The sequence below is a fragment of the Micromonospora sp. NPDC048169 genome, from assembly GCF_040652815.1.
Taxonomy (GTDB): Bacteria; Actinomycetota; Actinomycetes; order Mycobacteriales; family Micromonosporaceae; genus Micromonospora.
Genome location: NZ_JBEZMS010000001.1, coordinates 140926 through 157444, shown reverse-complemented (window position 1 = coordinate 157444; position 16519 = coordinate 140926). Strand labels below are relative to the sequence as shown.

Here is a 16519-nt window from a genome sequence, read left to right as displayed (position 1 = left end):
GGTCGGTGCGGAGGAAGACGCACCTTGTGGCGGCCGGCCGGATGTGGACGCTTCCCCACACCCACACCCGGCCGGCGTGCCGGCGGGTCCGTCGCCCGCCGCCCGGGGGTCGTGGGCGGCGGGCGACGACCTGCCTGACGGGCCCGGACTCGCGACTGTCCGAGACCCGGTGCGGCCCGCGGTGCCGCACCTCCCGGAAGCCGGTGCCGCGAAACACCGCTTCCGGAGCGTTCGACGGGTGCGCGACCGGCTCGGACAGGCCGGGCCAGCCGGGGAGCTGAGCCGCTTGCCGTCTGAGCCGAACCCGGCTTCGAGGCGAACCTGACTTCGAGCCGGAATCGAACACTCGTTCTAACTACCCTGACAGTACACCTCCCCACCGACGAAAACGCAACGTGTGACGCGCCGGGACGCACGGGAGGGCGACGGCCCCCGGCGGGCCCGCGCGCGGGTGGGGGAAGAATGGGGGGATGCAGCCACACCCGAACGTGCAGGCGGTGCAGCGCGCGCTCGACGAGGCGGGCGCGCGGAACGGATCGGGCGAGGCCAGCCTCGTCCGGCTGCTGCCCGACGCGGTGCACACCGCCGCCGCGGCGGCCGAGGCGCTCGGTGTCGCCGTCGGCGCCATCGCCAACTCGCTGATCTTCGACGCGGACGACGCGCCGCTGCTGGTGCTCACCTCCGGCGCGCACCGGGTGGACACCGCCGGGCTGGCCGCCACGCTGGGCGTGACCCACCTGCGCCGGGCCACCCCGGAGTTCGTCAGGCGGCACACCGGGCAGGTGATCGGCGGCGTCGCCCCGGTCGGCCACCCCGCGCCGCTGCGCACCGTCGTGGACACCGCGCTGGCCGGGTACGACGAGGTGTGGGCGGCCGGCGGCGTACCCCGGGCGGTGTTCCCCACCACGTACGCGGAACTGCTGCGGATCACCACCGGCACCCCGGCCGAGGTGGCGTGAACCCCGGACTCGTCACGCTGCACGTGTGGCGTGTGCCCCGGCGGGCCGTACCCGGTGTGCTGACCCGGATGGCCACCCACCCGGCCCGGCTGCGCCGGCTGCCCGGCGTCCGCTTCGCCAAGCTGCTCGGCACCGGGACCGGCACCGGCTTCGGCCCCGGCGACGCCGACCTGACCCGGTGGGCCGCGCTCGTGGTCTGGGACTCCCCCGCCGACGCGGCCGGCTTCGACGCCTCCCCGGTCGCCCGTTCCTGGGCCCGGATCGCCCGCGCCGCGGTACGGGTCGACCTGCGCCCGCTGACCAGCCGCGGCCGGTGGTCCGGCCGGGAGCCGTTCGGCGCGCCGTCCGGCGGGCGGGTCACCGGGCCGGTGCTGGCGCTGACCCGGGCCCGGCTGCGGGCGCACCGGGCGGCCACGTTCTGGCGCGCGATCCCGCCGGTCGCCGGCGCGCTGCACAGCGCGCCCGGCCTGCTCGCCCGCTTCGGCGTCGGCGAGGCGCCGCTGGGCTGGCAGGGCACGGTGAGCGTGTGGCGCGACCCGGCGGACCTCGTCGCGTTCGCGTACCGTTCCCCGGAGCACCGCGCCGCGATCACCCGCACCCCCACCGAGGGCTGGTACGCGGAGGAACTGTTCGCGCGGTTCGCGGTGGGCGACGTGGTCGGCGACCGTACGGTGCTCGGCTGGGCCGCCGAGGGCGACCCGGAGACGGCGAGAGGGCGCGCATGAGGCTGGTGCGGTGGACCCCGGACGACCTGGTCCGGCGGCTGGACGACGTGGTGGCCGTCTACGGCGAGGCGATGGGCTACCGGCCCGACCTGCTGGAGGCCCGCCGCGGCTACATCGCCACCCACGTACGCCGCCCCGGCTTCCGCGCCGTCGCCAGCCTGACCAACGAGGGACACCTGGCCGGTTTCGGGTACGGCTACCGGGGCGCCACCGGGCAGTGGTGGCACGACCAGGTGTACCGGGCCCTGAACGCGCAGGCCCGGCAGCGCTGGCTGACCCACCCGTTCGAGGTGGTCGAGCTGCACGTCCGCCCGCCCGCGCAGGGCCACGGCCTGGGCGCCCGCCAGTTGCGCGCCCTGCTCGCCGTGGCCGAGGGCGACACCACGCTGCTGTCCACCCCGGAGGCCGACGAGGAGAAGTCCCGGGCCTGGCGGCTGTACCGCCGGTTCGGCTTCGTCGACGTGCTGCGCCACTTCCACTTCCCCGGCGACGAACGGCCGTTCGGCGTGCTCGGCCGGGACCTGCCGCTGCCCTCGCCGGACGCCCCGTGAGCGCGAGGAGTGAGCCGGGTTTGCGAGCCCCGCAGTCGCGAACGAAAGGGCGGCACCGTGAGCGCGAGGAGTGAGCCGGGTTTGCGAGCCCCGCAGTCGCGAACGAAAGGGCGGCACCGTGAGCGCGAGGAGTGAGCCGGGTTTGCGAGCCCCGCAGTCGCGAACGAAAGGGCGGCACCGTGAGCGCGAGGAGTGAGCCGGGCCTGCGAGCCCCGCAGTCGCGAACCGGAAGCGTCGTGAGGGCCCGGCTGCCCTGGGCGCTGCTGGCCGTGCTGGTGCTCGCCCAGATCTGCTACCCGCTCACCGGCGGCGCGACCCGGGCCGGGCTCACTGTGGCCACAGTGGTGCTCGGCTGGCTGCTCTCGGTCGGCCACGCGCTGCTCACCCGGGGCGCCCGTACCGCCGTCGCGCTGGTCGCTGTCGTCACCGGCGGCGGGTTCGCGGTGGAGGCGATCGGCGTGGCCACCGGGTTCCCGTTCGGCACCTACGACTACTCCGGCGAGCTGGGCCCGAAGCTGGCCGGGGTGCCGCTGATCATCCCGCTCGCCTGGACCTGGATGGCCTGGCCCGCCTGGCTCACCGCGGTCCGGCTGGTCCGCTCGCGGGCCGCCCGGATCGCGCTGTCGGCGGTCGGGCTGGCCGCCTGGGACCTGTTCCTCGACCCGCAGATGGTGGCCGAGGGCTACTGGACCTGGCGCGACGCCACCCCGGCGCTGCCCGGGCTCCCCGGCATCCCGGTCAGCAACTACCTGGGCTGGCTGGGCTTCGCGGTGCTGCTCGCCGTCGCGCTGCGCCCGCTCGCCGGGCCGTCGGTGGACCGGGTCGACGGCCGGGACGCCCCGATGTTCGCGCTCTACCTCTGGACGTACGCCTCCAGCGTGCTGGCGCACGCGGTGTTCCTGCGGCTGCCGGCGTCGGCGCTGTGGGGCGCGGCCGGGATGGCGGTGGCGGCGGTGCCGCTGGCGGTGACGCTGTGGCGGGCCCGCCGGGACCGGGCCACCGAGCCGCAGCCGGCGCCGCGCGTCGACGCCCCGGCATGATCGCCGCCCTCGCGCTGGCCGTGGCGGTCGGCGCGCTCACCGGGCACACGCTCGTCAACGCGCTCGCCTGGCTGCGCCGACCGGCCACCGGCCCGGCCGAGGTGACCGAGCCGGTGGCGGTGCTGCTGCCGCTGCGCGACGAGGCCGACCGGGTCGCCCCGTGCCTGCGCGCGCTGCTGGCCCAGCGCGGGGTGCCGGACCTGCGGATCGTGGTGCTCGACGACGGCTCGACCGACGGCACCGCCGAAGTGGTCCGCGCGGTGGCCGGCGACGATCCCCGCCTCACGCTGCTCACCGGCGTCGCCCCGCCGCCCGGCTGGCTGGGCAAGCCGCACGCCTGCTGGCAGCTCGCCACCCGTACCGCCCCGGAGCCGACAGCGCTGGCCTTCGTCGACGCGGACGTGGTGCTCACCCCGTACGCGGTGGCGGCGGCCGTGACCGAGTTGCGCGCGGCCGACGCGGCGCTGCTGTCGCCGTACCCCCGGATCGTGGTGCGGACGGCGGCCGACCGGCTGGTGCAGCCGCTGCTGCAGTGGTTGTGGCTGACGTTCCTGCCGCTGCGCGCGATGGAACGCTCGCGGCGGCCCTCCCTCGCGGCGGCGGGCGGGCAGTTCCTGGTCGTGGACCGGGCCGGCTACCTGCGGGCCGGCGGGCACGCGGCGGTGGCCGACAAGGTGCTGGAGGACATCGAGCTGGCCCGGGCGGTGAAACGGGCCGGCGGGCGGATCGCGCTCGCCGACGGGTCCCGGCTGGCGTCCTGCCGGATGTACGACACCTGGCCGCAACTGCGCGACGGCTACACCAAGTCGCTGTGGGCGACGTTCGGGCACCCTGCCGCCGCGGCGGCCGTGCTGGCGGTGCTGTTCGCGCTCTACGTCGCGCCGCCGCTGCTGGCCCTCGGTGCGCTGCTCGCCGGCGCGCCGGCGGTGGCCGCCGTGGCGTTCCTGGCCTACCTGGCCGGGGTCGCCGGGCGGGTGGTCAGCGCCCGCGCCACCGGCGGACGGGCGTGGCCCGACGCGCTGGGCCACCCCGTGTCGGTCGTGGTCCTCGGTTGGCTGACCGTCCGGTCGTACCATCTGCGGAAGCGACGCCGGCTCACCTGGCGGGGTCGCCCGGTCACCTAGGAGGGGCACGCCATGGCGCGCATCGTGGTCATCGGCGCCGGTGTGGGCGGGCTCGCCGCCGCCGCCCGGCTCGCGGTCACCGGGCACGAGGTCACCGTCCTCGAACGGGCCGGCACGGTCGGGGGCAAGCTCGGCCGGTACGCCCACCACACCCCCGAGGGGGTGTGGCACTTCGACACCGGGCCGAGCCTGCTCACCCTGCCGCAGGTCTTCCACGACCTGTTCGAGGCGACCGGGGCGAAGCTCGACGAATACCTCGACCTGGTCCCGCTGGACCCGATCGTGCGGCACGTCTTCCCCGGCGGCGAGCAGGCGCTCGACTCCTGTGCCGACCCGGACGAGTTCGCCGCCCGGATCGGCGCCGCGTTCGGCGACCGGTCCGCCGCCGACTGGCGCGGCCTGTGGCGACGCGCCGGCCGGGTGTGGGCGGCCTCACACCGGGACATCCTGCGCCGTACCGTCGACTCCCCCCGCGACCTGGCCGCGCTGGCCTGGCGGCTGGGCGACCTGGCCGCCATCGGCCCCGGCCGCAGCCTGCGCGGGCTGGGCCGCCGCCACCTGTCCGACCCGCGGCTGCGAATGCTGCTGGACCGGTACGCCACGTACACCGGCGCCGACCCGCGCCGCGCCCCGGCCGCGCTCGTCGCCGTCCCCTACGCCGAGCTGGCGTACGGCGGCTGGTACCTGCGCGGCGGGCTGGGCACGCTCGCCGACGCGCTGCTGTCGCGCTGCCTGGACCTGGGCGTGGTGGTCCGCACCGACGCCACTGTCACCAGGATCGACGCCGCGGGCGGGCGGGTGCACGGGGTACGCGTGGCCGGGACGGCCGCGCCGGTGCCGGCCGACGTGGTGGTGGCGAACGTGGACGCGCTCACCGTCTACCGGGACCTGCTGCCCGAACCGCGCCGGCTGGCCGCGCTCACCGACCGCAGCCTGGCCGGGTTCGTGCTGCTGCTGGGCGTACGCGGCGACTCCGGGCTGGCCCACCACACCGTCTTCTTCCCCGACGACTACGACGCCGAGTTCGACGCCGTGTTCGGCAACCCGGGTCGCGGGGTGCGGGCCCGCCCGGCGCACGACCCGACCGTGTTCGTCACCGCCGCCGACGACCCGGCGGTCCGCCCGGAGGGCCACGAGGCGTGGTTCGTGCTCGTCAACGCGCCCCGGCACGGCACCGCCGCGAGCGCCGTGGACTGGCGGCGGCCCGGCCTGGCCGAGGCGTACGCGGACCGGATCCTCGACGTGCTGGCCGAGCGCGGCGCCGACGTGCGGGACCGGCTGGTGTTCCGGGAGATCCGCACCCCGGCCGACCTGGACGCGGCCACCGGCGCACCCGGTGGGGCGATCTACGGCACCGCGGGCGGGCTGCTGCGCCCGGCCAACCGGGGCCCGGCGGCCGGGCTCTGGCTGGTCGGCGGTTCCAGCCACCCGGGCGGCGGCCTGCCCATGGTGACGCTGTCGGCGGAGATCGTCGCCGAGGCGGTCGGCCCGGCCTGGTGAGCCGGGCCGGCCCCCGTCAGCCGGCGTCGACCAGGGCGCGGCGGACGGCGGAGAGCAACTGGCCGAGACCGAACCCGGCGAGCAGCACCCAGACCGTGGTGGCCATGGTGATGGTCCCGGCGGTCAGGTCGACGTCGATCAGGCCGGTGAGCCCGGCGACCAGCAGCCCGACCAGCGCCACACAGACCCGGGTCGGCCGCTCCCCCACCGTCACCGCGCCGATCTCCCGCATCCCGGCCGAGACCGCCCGCGCCCGCACGTACTCGTGCAGCCAGGACAGGCCGCCGGCCGCCGCCACCAGCGCGCCCGGCGCCCCGAGCAGCCAGAACGCGATCAGCCAGGCCACCTCGCCGAGCCGGTCGGCGACCGAGTCGTACACGTAGCCCAGCCGGGTGGTGCGGCCGGTGGCCACCGCCACCGCACCGTCGACGCTGTCGGCCACCGCCGCCAGCAACACGAACAACGCGCCCAGGAACGGTCCGTCGCCGGGCCGGCCCACAAGCAGCGGTACGCAGAAGCACAGCAGCACACCGAACACGGTCACCGGGGTCGGGCCGACGCGCAGCCGGCCCAGCACGTAGCCCACGTGGTAGGCGAAGCGCAGCCAGGCGCGCACCACCGGCGCGGCGGTACGCGGATCGAAGCCGCCGTGCAGCCGCGCCCACGCGGTCGCGTACTGGTCCCAGTTCAGCTGTGTGCCCACCACGGATCAACCGTAGAAGCACGGCGCGGGTGTCGTGTGGCGGGTGGTCACACCCGTGCGGCGGCGCGCAGCCGCTGCCACACCTCCCGGGTGGCGGTGGACCGGTTGAGCGTGATGAAGTGGATCCCCGGCACACCCTCGTCGAGCAGCTTCTCGCACATCTCGCTCGCCTGCTCGACGCCGAGGCGGCGTACCGCCTCCGGGTCGTCGGCCACCCGCTCGAACCGCTCGGCCAGCGCCGCCGGGAACGGCGCGCCGGACAACTGCACCGACCGTTCGATGGTGCCGATCTGGGTCACCGGCATCACCCCGGCCAGGATCGGGGTGTCGCAGCCGGCCGCTGCCACCCGGTCACGCAGCCGCAGGTAGTCGTCGGCGTCGAAGAACATCTGGGTGATCGCGAACTCCGCGCCGGCCCGGCACTTGCGGACGAAGTGCGCGGTGTCGCTGTCCACGTCCGGCGAGCGCGGGTGCTTGTACGGGAACGCGGCCACGCCGACGCTGAAGTCGCCGCTGTCGCGGACCAGCCGGACCAGGTCCTCGGCGTACCGGACGCCCTCCGGATGGGCGATCCACTCGCCGCCCGGGTCGCCCGGCGGGTCACCCCGCACGGCCAGCACGTTGCGCACCCCGACCGAGGCCAGCCGGCCGATCACGTGCCGCAGCTCGGCCACCGAGTGGTTCACCGCGGTCAGGTGCGCCATCGGCAGCAGCGTCGTCTCGGTGGCGATCCGCTCGGTCACCGCCACAGTGGTGTCGCGGGTCGAGCCGCCCGCGCCGTAGGTGATCGACACGAACGAGGGACGCAGTGACTCCAGCTCGCGGATGGCCTGCCAGAGCAGCTTCTCCCCGGCGGGGGTCTTCGGTGGGAAGAACTCGAAGGAGAAGGTGGGACGGCCGTCACGGATCAGCTCCCCGATGGCCGGCTGGGGATTGGGAAGGACCGAGGGAAGACCGAGCGCCACAGACCGACTGTAACCGGGACGGCACGCCGTGCCGAGATCTTCCCAGCCCGCGAACACCTGGCCGGTGCGACGTCGTACCCCAGGGGTAGAAACGACGGCAGCGCGGAGGGGCGGCCGGCGGCCGTCCCGGGGGCCCGCGCGGGGGTCGCCACGACGGCGACGCACGGCGCCACCACCTGGCCGGGCGTCCACGTCGCCATCCGCGCCGTCGCCCCCGGAGGTTCCGATGATCCCGTCCCCGCCGCCCGGCCCACGCCTGCTCGGGCCACTGCTGGCCGAGTTGCGGGCCGCCCGTGGCTGGAGCCAGCAGCGGATGGCCGCCGAGCTCTGCGCCGCCTCGGGCGTGCCCACGCTGACCCGGCACGAGGTGTCCCGCTGGGAACGCCAGCTCCGGCTTCCCGGCGACTTCTGGTCGGCCTGGCTGGCGACGGTCCTCGGGGTGCCGGGCGAGCTGGTCGCCGAGGCCGCCGCCCGCAGCCGCCGGCTGGGCGTGACGCCCGCGGCGGTCGACCCGGCCGGGTCCCGCGCCCGGCTGGCCCTGCTCACGCTCGCGTACCGCTGGGCCGCCGACCCGGACGGCCGCACACTGGCCGGTCCGTTCGCCGCGGCAGCTCCGCCGGCGGTCCCCACCCGGCCCGGTCGGCCCGGGCCGCACGACGTGGGCGCGCCGGCCGGGCCGTTCGCCCACGGCACGGCCGGGCCCGGGGCGGACGGCGGACCGGGAAGGTCCGTGCCGGACGCCCGCCACCCCGGGGGCGGGTGGCACCCGGCGGACGGGGTGACGCTCGCCACGCTGCGGCGCTGGGACGACCTGCTCGGCGGCGGGGATCTCGCCGGGCACGGCGCCCGCCGGCTGCGGCGGGCGGTCCGCGGCTACCGTCGCGCCGGGCCCGCCGGCCGGCGCGCGCTGCTGCCCGCGCTCGCCGAGTCGGCGCAGCTCGCCGGCTGGCTGGCCGCCGACGCGGGCGACCCCGGCGGGGGCCTGGTCGCCTACCGCCTGGCGCTGCGGGCGGCGGTGGCCGCCGGGCAGCCCTCGCTGGCCGGGCACGTGCTCGCGTCGGCCAGTCACCTGCTGGCCGACGCAGGCGACCCGGCCGGCGCGCTGGTCCTGGCCCGGATCGGGTACGCCGCCGGCCGCGCCACCGCCTCGCCCGGCCTGCGGGCGCTGCTGCTGCACCGGGTCGCGCTCGCCGCCGCGCTCGCCGGGCGTCCCCGCGCCGCCGGGCGGGCGCTGGCCGGGGCGGACCGGGCCGGTACGCCGGAGCCCGGCCGGGAGCCGCCCTGGCTCTACTGGCTCGACGCGGCCGAGCTGGCGGCGATGACCGGGCGCACGCTCGTCGCGCTGGGCCGTCCGGCCGCCGCGGTGCCGCTGCTGACGCCGGTGGCAGCCGCGCGTGACCGTCCCCGCCGGGCCGCCGTGTACGGCGCCTGGCTGGCCCGCGGGCACCTGGGCCTGGGTGCGGTGCCCGAGGCTTGCGCGGTGGCCGGCGAGGCGCTGCTCGACGCGGTCCGGTCCGGCTCTCCCCGGGCCGTCGGCCAGCTCACCGCGTTCCGCCGCGGCCTGGCGCACGCTGCGCCCGGTCCGGCCACCCGGGGGTACGCGCGACTGTTCACGGCGGCCCGCCCGTACCTGCCGCCCGGCGTGCCGCGCCACCGGCGGGACCGTCCGGGCTGGTGAGCCACGAGGCACGCCGGGACGCCGGGCGCGGCGATATCGGGTGTGAACCGCTAGCGTCGTGGCGTGACCGACGCTGCTCCCGTATCCCCCGTCGACCGTGCCGGCCTGCGCCAGCGGATCGACAAGGCGCTCACCGAGTTCCTCGCCGGCCAGCGCGGCCGGCTGACCGCCGTCGACGACGGCCTGCTGCCGGTCGCCGAGGCGATCGAGGCCTTCGTGCTGGGCGGCGGCAAGCGGCTGCGCCCGGCGTTCGGCTACTGGGGTTACCGGGGCGCCGGCGGGGTCGACTCCGACCAGGTGGTCGCCACCCTTGCCGCGCTGGAGTTCGTGCAGGCCAGTGCGCTCATCCACGACGACCTGATGGACCGGTCGGACACCCGGCGCGGTGAGCCGGCGATGCACAGGCGGTTCGCCGCCCGGCACCGCGCGGCCGGCTGGGGCGGCGACGCGGACTCCTTCGGCGACGCCGCCGCGATCCTGCTGGGCGACCTCTGCCTGGTCTGGTCCGACGAGCTGCTGCACTCCTCCGGCCTGCCGCCGGCCACCGTGGCCCGGGCCCGGCCGGTGTTCGACGAGATGCGCACCGAGGTGACCGTCGGGCAGTACCTGGACGTGCTGACCCAGGCCACCGGGGACACCTCGCTGGACCGGGCCGCCAAGGTGGCCCGGTACAAGTCGGCCAAGTACACGGTCGAGCGCCCGCTGCTGCTCGGCGCCGCGCTGGCCGGCGCGCCGGCCGAGGTGCACGCCGCCTACTCGGCGTACGGGCTGCCGCTGGGTGAGGCGTTCCAGCTCCGCGACGACGTGCTGGGGGTCTTCGGCGACCCGGAGCGCACCGGCAAGCCGGCCGGCGACGACCTGCGTGAGGGCAAGCGGACGTACCTGGTGGCGGCGGCCCTGGAGACGCTCGACCCGGCCGGCCGGGAGACGCTGCTGGCCGGGCTCGGCGTACCGGACCTGGACGCGGCCGGGGTGGACCGGCTGCGCGAGCTGATCACCACGAGCGGCGCGCTGGAGCGGGCCGAGCGGCACATCACCGCGCTCACCGAGAGCGCCCTGGCCGCGCTGACCGCTGTCGACCTGGACACCGAGGCCCGCCAGGCCCTGGTCGACCTGGCCATCGCCGCCACCCGCCGCCCCGCCTGACCCTCTGCTCTCCCACCCCTCCCACCCCCACACCCGCCCTCCCCACGCCCGCCCCGAAGCGGTCGATCATGAAGTTGGCGGCACTTTCGGAGAGACTTCGCCGCCAACTTCATGATCAACGGGAGCGGGCGCTGGTGGGCGCTGGTGGGGAAGGGCGCTAGAAGGCGACGGCCTGGGCGCGGCGTTTGACCTCGCGGGCCAGGTCGCCGCCGAGGGCGACGGCGGGGGTGCCGGGAAGCGTCGGGTCCTCCCGGTAGAGCCAGCGCAGCGCCTCCTCGTCGTCGTACCCGGCGTCGGCGAGCAGGTTGAGCACGCCGGGTAGGTGCTTGAGCACGGTGCTGTTGGCCACCAGGTCGGCCGGGATCCGGCGGACGCCGTCGCGGCGCACCGCGATCAGTTCCCGGTCGCGGATCATCTGGTGCACCTTGCTGATCGACAGGTCCAGGCGCTCGGCCACGTCGGGCAGCGTCAGCCAGCCGGCCGGGTCGGCCGGTCCGGCCAGGTCGGGGCCGGTCTCGGCGGGTACGGAATCGGTCACCCGACCACCCTGCCACGTGCCCGCCGGGGCCGGTGCACGGCACCCCGCACCGCCGCCGGGAGCGCGGCGGTCCCCCCGTGTCGCAACCCGGCGGTAGCATCCTGTTCTACCTTCATCCTTCCGACACATAGACTGCCTGCCGATGGACACACAGGTCGCCGACACGTTGCTGGGCTCGCTGATCGAGGGGCGCTACCGCATTCGCGGTCGCGTCGCCCGTGGCGGCATGGCGACCGTGTACACCGCCACCGACGAGCGCCTGGAGCGCACCGTGGCGGTCAAGATCATTCACCCGACCCAGGCGCCGCAGGCCCAGGCCCGGATGGCCGGCTTCGTCGAACGCTTCACCGACGAGGCGAAGACGATCGCCCGGCTCACCCACCCGAACGTGGTGGCGGTCTACGACCAGGGCATCCACGCCGGCCTGCCGTACCTGGTGATGGAGTACGTCCGGGGCCGCACGCTGCGCGACGTGCTCGCCGAGCGCCGCCGGCTGAACCCGGACGAGGCGCTCGCGATCACCGAGCAGATGCTCGCCGCGCTCGCCGCCGCGCACCGGGCCGGCCTGGTGCACCGCGACGTCAAGCCGGAGAACGTGCTCGTCGCCGAGGTGCCCACCGGCGGCAGCCGCAACCTGGTCGACAGCGTGGTCAAGGTGGCCGACTTCGGGCTGGCCCGGGCCGTCGAGGCCAGCGCCGAGGACGAGAACGGCAACCAGCTCATGGCGACCGTGGCGTACGTGGCGCCGGAGCTGGTCACCCAGGGCCACGCGGACCCGCGCACCGACGTCTACTCCGCCGGCATCGTGCTGTTCGAGATGCTCACCGGCCGGGTCCCCTACGACGGCGACCGCCCGGTGGAGGTCGCGTGGCAGCACGTCGACCGGGACGTACCGGCGCCGTCGACGCTGGTGCCGGCACTGCCGCCGCTGCTCGACGCGCTCGTCGCCCGGGCCACCCGGCGGGATCCGGCCGGCCGGCCGGCCGACGCCGCGGCGCTGCTGAGCGAGGTGCAGGCGGCCCGCGAGCAACTGGGCGACCCGCACGCGCACACCACTGTGCTGCCGCAGCTCAGCGACGAGACAGCCGTCCTGAGTCAGCCGACCCAGATGGTGGCCGCGCTCCAGCCGGTCGAGCGCCCGGCGTGGGCCCGGCTGCCCGAGGGCGGCGCCGCGCAGCGCCCGCACCGGCGCCGCGCCGCCGAGGAGGACGCCGCGGGGACCGGGTTCGCCGCCCTGCGTACCCGGATCATGGGCTCGCCGCGCGGACGGCTCGCAGTCGCCGCGGTGGTCGTGGTGCTCGGCCTGGTCGCCGCGGGCGGCGGCTGGTGGTTCGGGGTGGGCCGCTACACGGTCGCGCCGCAGCTGGTGAGCCTGAGCAAGGCCGACGCGGAGGCGCAGGCCCAGCGCGGCGGGTTCACGCTGCGGTACGCCGCCCCGCGCTACGACGAGAAGGTCCCCAAGGACACGGTGCTCGGGCAGGCTCCCGGCTCGGCCGCGCGGATCGTCAAGGGCGGCACGATCACGCTGACCCTGTCGCTCGGTCCGGAGCGGCTGCCGGTGCCGGACGTGGTGGGCAAGGACTACTCGCTGGCCCAGGCCGAGTTGGAGGGCGTCAACCTGGTCGTGGTCAAGGGCTCCTCGCGGTACGACGACGCCCTGCCGGCGGGCGTGGTGCTGGCCACCGACCCGAAGGTGGGCACGGTGGTCAAGCCCGACACGAAGGTGACGTTGATCCTGAGCAAGGGTCGTGCGCCGGTCTCCGTGCCCAACCTGGTCGGCAAGAGCCTCACCGAGGCACGGACCATCCTCGCGCAGCTCGGGCTGAGGCCGGTGGAGACCGTCAAGGACTCCGACAAGCCGAAGGACGAGATCCTCGGCCAGAGCCCCGCCGACGGCACCGGCGTGGAGAAGGGCGCCCAGGTCAAGCTGGAGATCAGCAAGGGCCCGCCGCAGGTGGCCGTCCCCCGGGTGATCGACATGCCGTGCCAGCAGGCCAAGCAGACGCTGGAGAGCCAGGGCTTCCCGGTCAACGTCCAGCTCAACCCGAACGGCGTCGTCCGGATCCAGAACCCGGCCGAGAACACGCCGGTGCCGCCGGGCACGACGGTCACGGTGACGTGCCTGTGAGCGGCTGCGACGGTCGCCGCCGGGTGGGGTCGCACACCCCCACCTCCGGCGGCCTGGCCCGGGCGGCCCTGCCGTACGCCGAGGCGGCCGAGTCCGAGGTGGTGCAGGTCTACGTCTCGAACTCGCGCGGCTGGGCGCTGCCGCCCGGCGACCCGGCGCAGGACGCGTTGTTCCGCGACGGGTGCGGCGAGCGCGGCCTGCCCGTCTTCATCCACGCCTCACTGCTGGTCAACCTCGGCTCCCCCACCCCGGCGACCGTCACCCGGTCGGCCGAGACACTGGCCCACGCCCTGCGGCGGGGCCGGGCGATCGGCGCCGAGGGCGTGGTGTTCCACGCCGGCAGCTCGGTCGACGCCGGTCACGCCGAGGCGGCCATGCGGCAGGTCCGCGCGGCGCTGCTCCCACTGCTCGACGAGGTAGCGGCCACCGGCGGGCCGATGCTGCTGGTCGAGCCGAGCGCCGGGGGCGGCCGGTCGCTGGCGTCCCGGGTCGAGCACCTCGGCCCCTACCTGGACGCGGTCGACCGCCACCCGATGCTCGGCGTCTGCTTCGACACCTGTCACGCCTGGGCGGCCGGGCACGACCTGGCCGCCGAGGGTGGCATGACCGCCACGCTCGACACGCTGGTCGCCACGGTGGGCGCGGACCGGCTGCGGCTGGTGCACGCGAACGACTCGAAGGACCTGTGCGGTTCCACCCGGGACCGGCACGAGAACATCGGCAAGGGCACCATCGGCGAGCCGGCGTTCGCCGAGCTGATGCGTCACCCGGCGACCGCCGGGGTGCCGGTGCTGGTGGAGACCCCCACGGAGAAGCACATCGGCCACGCCGCCGACATAGCCACCCTCAAGCGCCTCCACCCCTGACGGGCCCCCTCCCTCTCCCCCTCCCCCGCACCACTGCGTTGATCAAGGAGTTTGCGTCCGGCTCCGGCGCGGAATCAGACACAAACTCCTTGATCAACGGGCGCGGGCGGGGCGGGGGCAGGCGCGCGGGTCAGGCGCGCAGGGCGGTGTGCAGGATGGCGGCGGCGCGGTCGATCTGCGCGTCGGCGACGTCCAGGTGGGTGACCAGCCGGGCGGTACGCGGGCCGAGCACCGAGATCAGCAGCCCTTCCGCCCGCGCGGCGGCAGCCAGCGCGTGCGCGTCCAGCGGGTGCTTGGTCAGGTCGAGCGGCACGATGTTGGTCCGCACCGCCGCCGCGAGCACCCCGTGCGGGGCGACCGCCTCGGCCAGCCGGGCCGCCTTGGCGTGGTCGTCGGCGAGCCGCTCGACGTGGTGCACCAGCGCGTACCGGCCGGCGGCGGCGAGGATGCCGACCTGCCGCATGCCGCCGCCCATCCTCTTGCGGAGGAACCGCGCCCGGGCGATCTTCTCGGCGCTGCCCACCACCAGCGAGCCGACCGGCGCGCCGAGGCCCTTGGAGAGGCAGACCGAGAGCGTGTCGAACAACGCGCCGTACCCGGCCAGCGGCACCCCGTCGGCCACGTGCGCGTGCCAGATCCGCGCGCCGTCGCAGTGCAGCGCCACCCCGTGCTCGTCGGCGACCTCCCGCAGCCGGCGCAGCGTCGGCAGCGGGATCACCCCGCCGCCGCCCCGGTTGTGGGTCTGCTCCACGGCGATCGCGCGGGTGGGCACCGCGAAGTAGCCGTCCGGCCGGATCATCCCGGCGACCACGTCGGGGTCCAGCTCCGCGCCGACCGCCGGCCACGTCCGCGAGGAGATCCCGCCGTACGCGGCGGCGGCGCCGACCTCGTACGTGACCACGTGCGCGTCGGCGTCACAGAGCAGCTCGTCACCGGGCGGTACGTGCAACTGGAGCGCGATCTGGTTGGCCATCGAGCCGCTCGGGGCGAACAGCGCCGCCTCGTGGCCGAAGAGCGCGGCCACCTCGGCCTCCAGCGCGGTGACGGTCGGGTCCTCGCCGTAGACGTCGTCGCCCACCTCGGCGGCGGCCATCGCCTCCCGCATCCCCGGCGTCGGCCGGGTCACCGTGTCCGTCCGCAGATCGATGACCTCATCCACGGAGCATCTCCGCCACCAGGAACGCCAGCTCCAGCGACTGCTGGGTGTTCAGCCGGGGGTCGCAGGCGGTCTCGTACCGGTCGGGCAGGTCCAGGTCCTCGATGCCCTGGGCGCCGCCGAGGCACTCGGTGACGTCCTCGCCGGTCAGCTCGACGTGCAGGCCGCCCGGGTGGGTGTCCAGACCGCGGTGCACCTCGAAGTAGCCGAGCACCTCGTCGACGATCCGGTCGAAGTGCCGGGTCTTGTAGCCGTTCGAGGACTCATGCGTGTTGCCGTGCATCGGGTCGCACTGCCAGACGACCTTCGCGCCGGCGGCGGTGACCTTGGCGACGATCGGCGGCAACGCGTCGCGGACCCGGTGGTTGCCCATCCGGCTGATCAGCGTGAGCCGGCCGGGGATGTTCTCCGGGTTGAGCTTCTCGCAGAGCTCGATCGCCTCGTCCGGGGTGGTCGTCGGGCCGAGCTTGACCCCGATCGGGTTGGCGATGCGGGAGATGAAGTCGATGTGCGCGCCGTCGATCTGCCGGGTCCGTTCGCCGATCCAGAGGAAGTGCCCGGACAGGCCGTACGCCTTGCCGTTGGAGATCCGGGTCAGCGCCCGGTCGTACTCCAGCGCCAGCGCCTCGTGTGAGCAGTGCAGCGTGACGGTACGCAGCGCCTCGTCGTCGGTCATCCCGCAGGCCCGGATGAAGGCCAGCGCCCGGTCGATCTCGCGGGCGATCGCGTCGTAGCGCTCGCCGGCCGGGGACCGCCGCACGAAGTCCTTGTTCCAGTCGTGCACCGCGTGCAGGTCGGCCAGCCCGCCGGCCAGGTATGCCCGGAGCATGTTCATCGCGGCGGCCGAGTTCGCGTACGCCCGGATCATGCGCTGCGGGTCGGCGACCCGCGCCTCCGGCGTGGCCTCCAGCGAGTTGATCATGTCGCCGCGGTAGGCGGGCAGGCCCCGGGCGTCGGTCGGCAGGGACCGGGGCTTGGTGTACTGGCCGGCCACCCGGGCGACCTTGACCACCGGCAGCGACGCGCCGTACGTGAGCACGATGGCCATCTGGAGCAGCGTGCGGGCGTTGGCGAGCAGGTGGCTCTCGGTGTTGTCGGCGAAGGTCTCCGCGCAGTCGCCGCCCTGGAGCAGGAACGCCTTGCCCTCGCAGACCAGCGCGAGCCGCTGCCGCAACTGGTCGACCTCGTAGGGCGCGACCACCGACGGCACCGTGTCCAGCACCCGGCAGACCTCGGCGACCTGGGCCGGGTCGTCCCACGGCGGGGTCTGCGCGCGCGGCAGCTCCCGCCAACGGTCGAGGCCGAGGGCCGCGTCCTCGGCGGAGTCGGCGGTCGGGCGGCTGGTCTGCAGACCAGGGCTGCCCACGGCGGGGTGACTCAGCTGATGCCACTCATGGCGCATGAGGGAAAGCGTACGGCGACCGAAGCGATGACCCGCCG

Annotated in this window: 15 protein-coding genes; 10 read left to right on the top strand and 5 right to left on the bottom strand. The window is 75.7% G+C overall.

The window, feature by feature from the left end; genetic code table 11:
- Positions 1-470: 470 nt before the first annotated feature.
- From AB0D28_RS00690 to crtI, 6 genes are all read left to right on the top strand, one after another.
- A complete protein-coding gene (locus tag AB0D28_RS00690) occupies positions 471-959 on the top strand; it encodes a YbaK/EbsC family protein (RefSeq protein WP_357380741.1) in 489 nt (162 codons plus the stop codon).
- On the top strand, positions 956-1684 hold the full coding sequence (locus tag AB0D28_RS00685) for a monooxygenase (RefSeq protein ID WP_357380739.1): 729 nt from the start codon (positions 956-958) through the stop codon (positions 1682-1684). Before AB0D28_RS00690 ends, AB0D28_RS00685 begins: the two co-directional genes overlap by 4 nt.
- Positions 1681-2235 (top strand): GNAT family N-acetyltransferase, encoded by a 555-nt coding sequence (locus tag AB0D28_RS00680; protein WP_357380737.1) that lies wholly within the window; start codon positions 1681-1683, stop codon positions 2233-2235. The genes AB0D28_RS00685 and AB0D28_RS00680 overlap by 4 nt, the downstream gene beginning before the upstream one ends.
- A gap of 236 nt (positions 2236-2471) precedes the next feature.
- Complete coding sequence (locus AB0D28_RS00675) at positions 2472-3275, top strand: carotenoid biosynthesis protein (protein WP_357380735.1); 804 nt, start codon at positions 2472-2474, stop codon at positions 3273-3275.
- Positions 3272-4399 carry a glycosyltransferase family A protein gene (locus tag AB0D28_RS00670; RefSeq protein WP_357380733.1) on the top strand — a complete coding sequence of 376 codons (1128 nt, stop codon included), beginning with the start codon at positions 3272-3274 and terminating at the stop codon, positions 4397-4399. Before AB0D28_RS00675 ends, AB0D28_RS00670 begins: the two co-directional genes overlap by 4 nt.
- Before the next feature lie 12 nt (positions 4400-4411).
- Complete coding sequence (gene crtI, locus AB0D28_RS00665; protein WP_357380731.1) at positions 4412-5899, top strand: phytoene desaturase family protein; 1488 nt, start codon at positions 4412-4414, stop codon at positions 5897-5899.
- A 16-nt stretch (positions 5900-5915) separates the two neighbouring features.
- On the opposite strand, the gene AB0D28_RS00660 is transcribed toward crtI, so the two are convergent.
- Together AB0D28_RS00660 and metF are read right to left on the bottom strand one after the other, a co-directional pair.
- Positions 5916-6605, bottom strand: a complete 690-nt coding sequence (locus AB0D28_RS00660; RefSeq protein ID WP_357380729.1) for a CDP-alcohol phosphatidyltransferase family protein — start codon at positions 6603-6605, stop codon at positions 5916-5918.
- A gap of 44 nt (positions 6606-6649) precedes the next feature.
- Entirely contained in the window at positions 6650-7567 is a 918-nt protein-coding gene (gene metF, locus AB0D28_RS00655; RefSeq protein ID WP_357380727.1) for a methylenetetrahydrofolate reductase [NAD(P)H], read from the bottom strand.
- A gap of 226 nt (positions 7568-7793) precedes the next feature.
- On the opposite strand from metF, the gene AB0D28_RS00650 reads away from it, so the two are divergent.
- Together AB0D28_RS00650 and AB0D28_RS00645 are read left to right on the top strand one after the other, a co-directional pair.
- Positions 7794-9245, top strand: coding sequence for a helix-turn-helix domain-containing protein (locus AB0D28_RS00650; RefSeq protein ID WP_357380725.1), 1452 nt, complete (start codon positions 7794-7796; stop codon positions 9243-9245).
- Between the two features lie 63 nt (positions 9246-9308).
- Positions 9309-10391: a polyprenyl synthetase family protein gene (locus AB0D28_RS00645; RefSeq protein ID WP_357380723.1), complete on the top strand. Its 1083-nt coding sequence runs from the start codon at positions 9309-9311 to the stop codon at positions 10389-10391.
- 157 nt (positions 10392-10548) lie between these two features.
- Here the strand turns inward: AB0D28_RS00645 and AB0D28_RS00640 are convergent, their stop codons facing one another.
- Positions 10549-10929: an Rv2175c family DNA-binding protein gene (locus AB0D28_RS00640; protein ID WP_357380721.1), complete on the bottom strand. Its 381-nt coding sequence runs from the start codon at positions 10927-10929 to the stop codon at positions 10549-10551.
- A gap of 142 nt (positions 10930-11071) precedes the next feature.
- Here AB0D28_RS00640 and pknB point away from each other — a divergent pair, with 142 nt between their 5' ends.
- Together pknB and AB0D28_RS00630 are read left to right on the top strand one after the other, a co-directional pair.
- Positions 11072-13057 (top strand): Stk1 family PASTA domain-containing Ser/Thr kinase, encoded by a 1986-nt coding sequence (gene pknB, locus AB0D28_RS00635; protein WP_357380719.1) that lies wholly within the window; start codon positions 11072-11074, stop codon positions 13055-13057.
- Positions 13054-13923, top strand: a complete 870-nt coding sequence (locus AB0D28_RS00630; RefSeq protein ID WP_357380717.1) for a deoxyribonuclease IV — start codon at positions 13054-13056, stop codon at positions 13921-13923. The genes pknB and AB0D28_RS00630 overlap by 4 nt, the downstream gene beginning before the upstream one ends.
- Positions 13924-14053: 130 nt before the next feature.
- Here AB0D28_RS00630 and AB0D28_RS00625 read toward each other — a convergent pair whose 3' ends face one another.
- Positions 14054-15082, bottom strand: a complete 1029-nt coding sequence (locus AB0D28_RS00625) for a GntG family PLP-dependent aldolase (RefSeq protein WP_357380715.1) — start codon at positions 15080-15082, stop codon at positions 14054-14056.
- A complete protein-coding gene (locus AB0D28_RS00620; RefSeq protein ID WP_357380713.1) occupies positions 15075-16481 on the bottom strand; it encodes a class II 3-deoxy-7-phosphoheptulonate synthase in 1407 nt (468 codons plus the stop codon). Before AB0D28_RS00620 ends, AB0D28_RS00625 begins: the two co-directional genes overlap by 8 nt.
- Between the last annotated feature and the right edge of the window lie 38 nt (positions 16482-16519).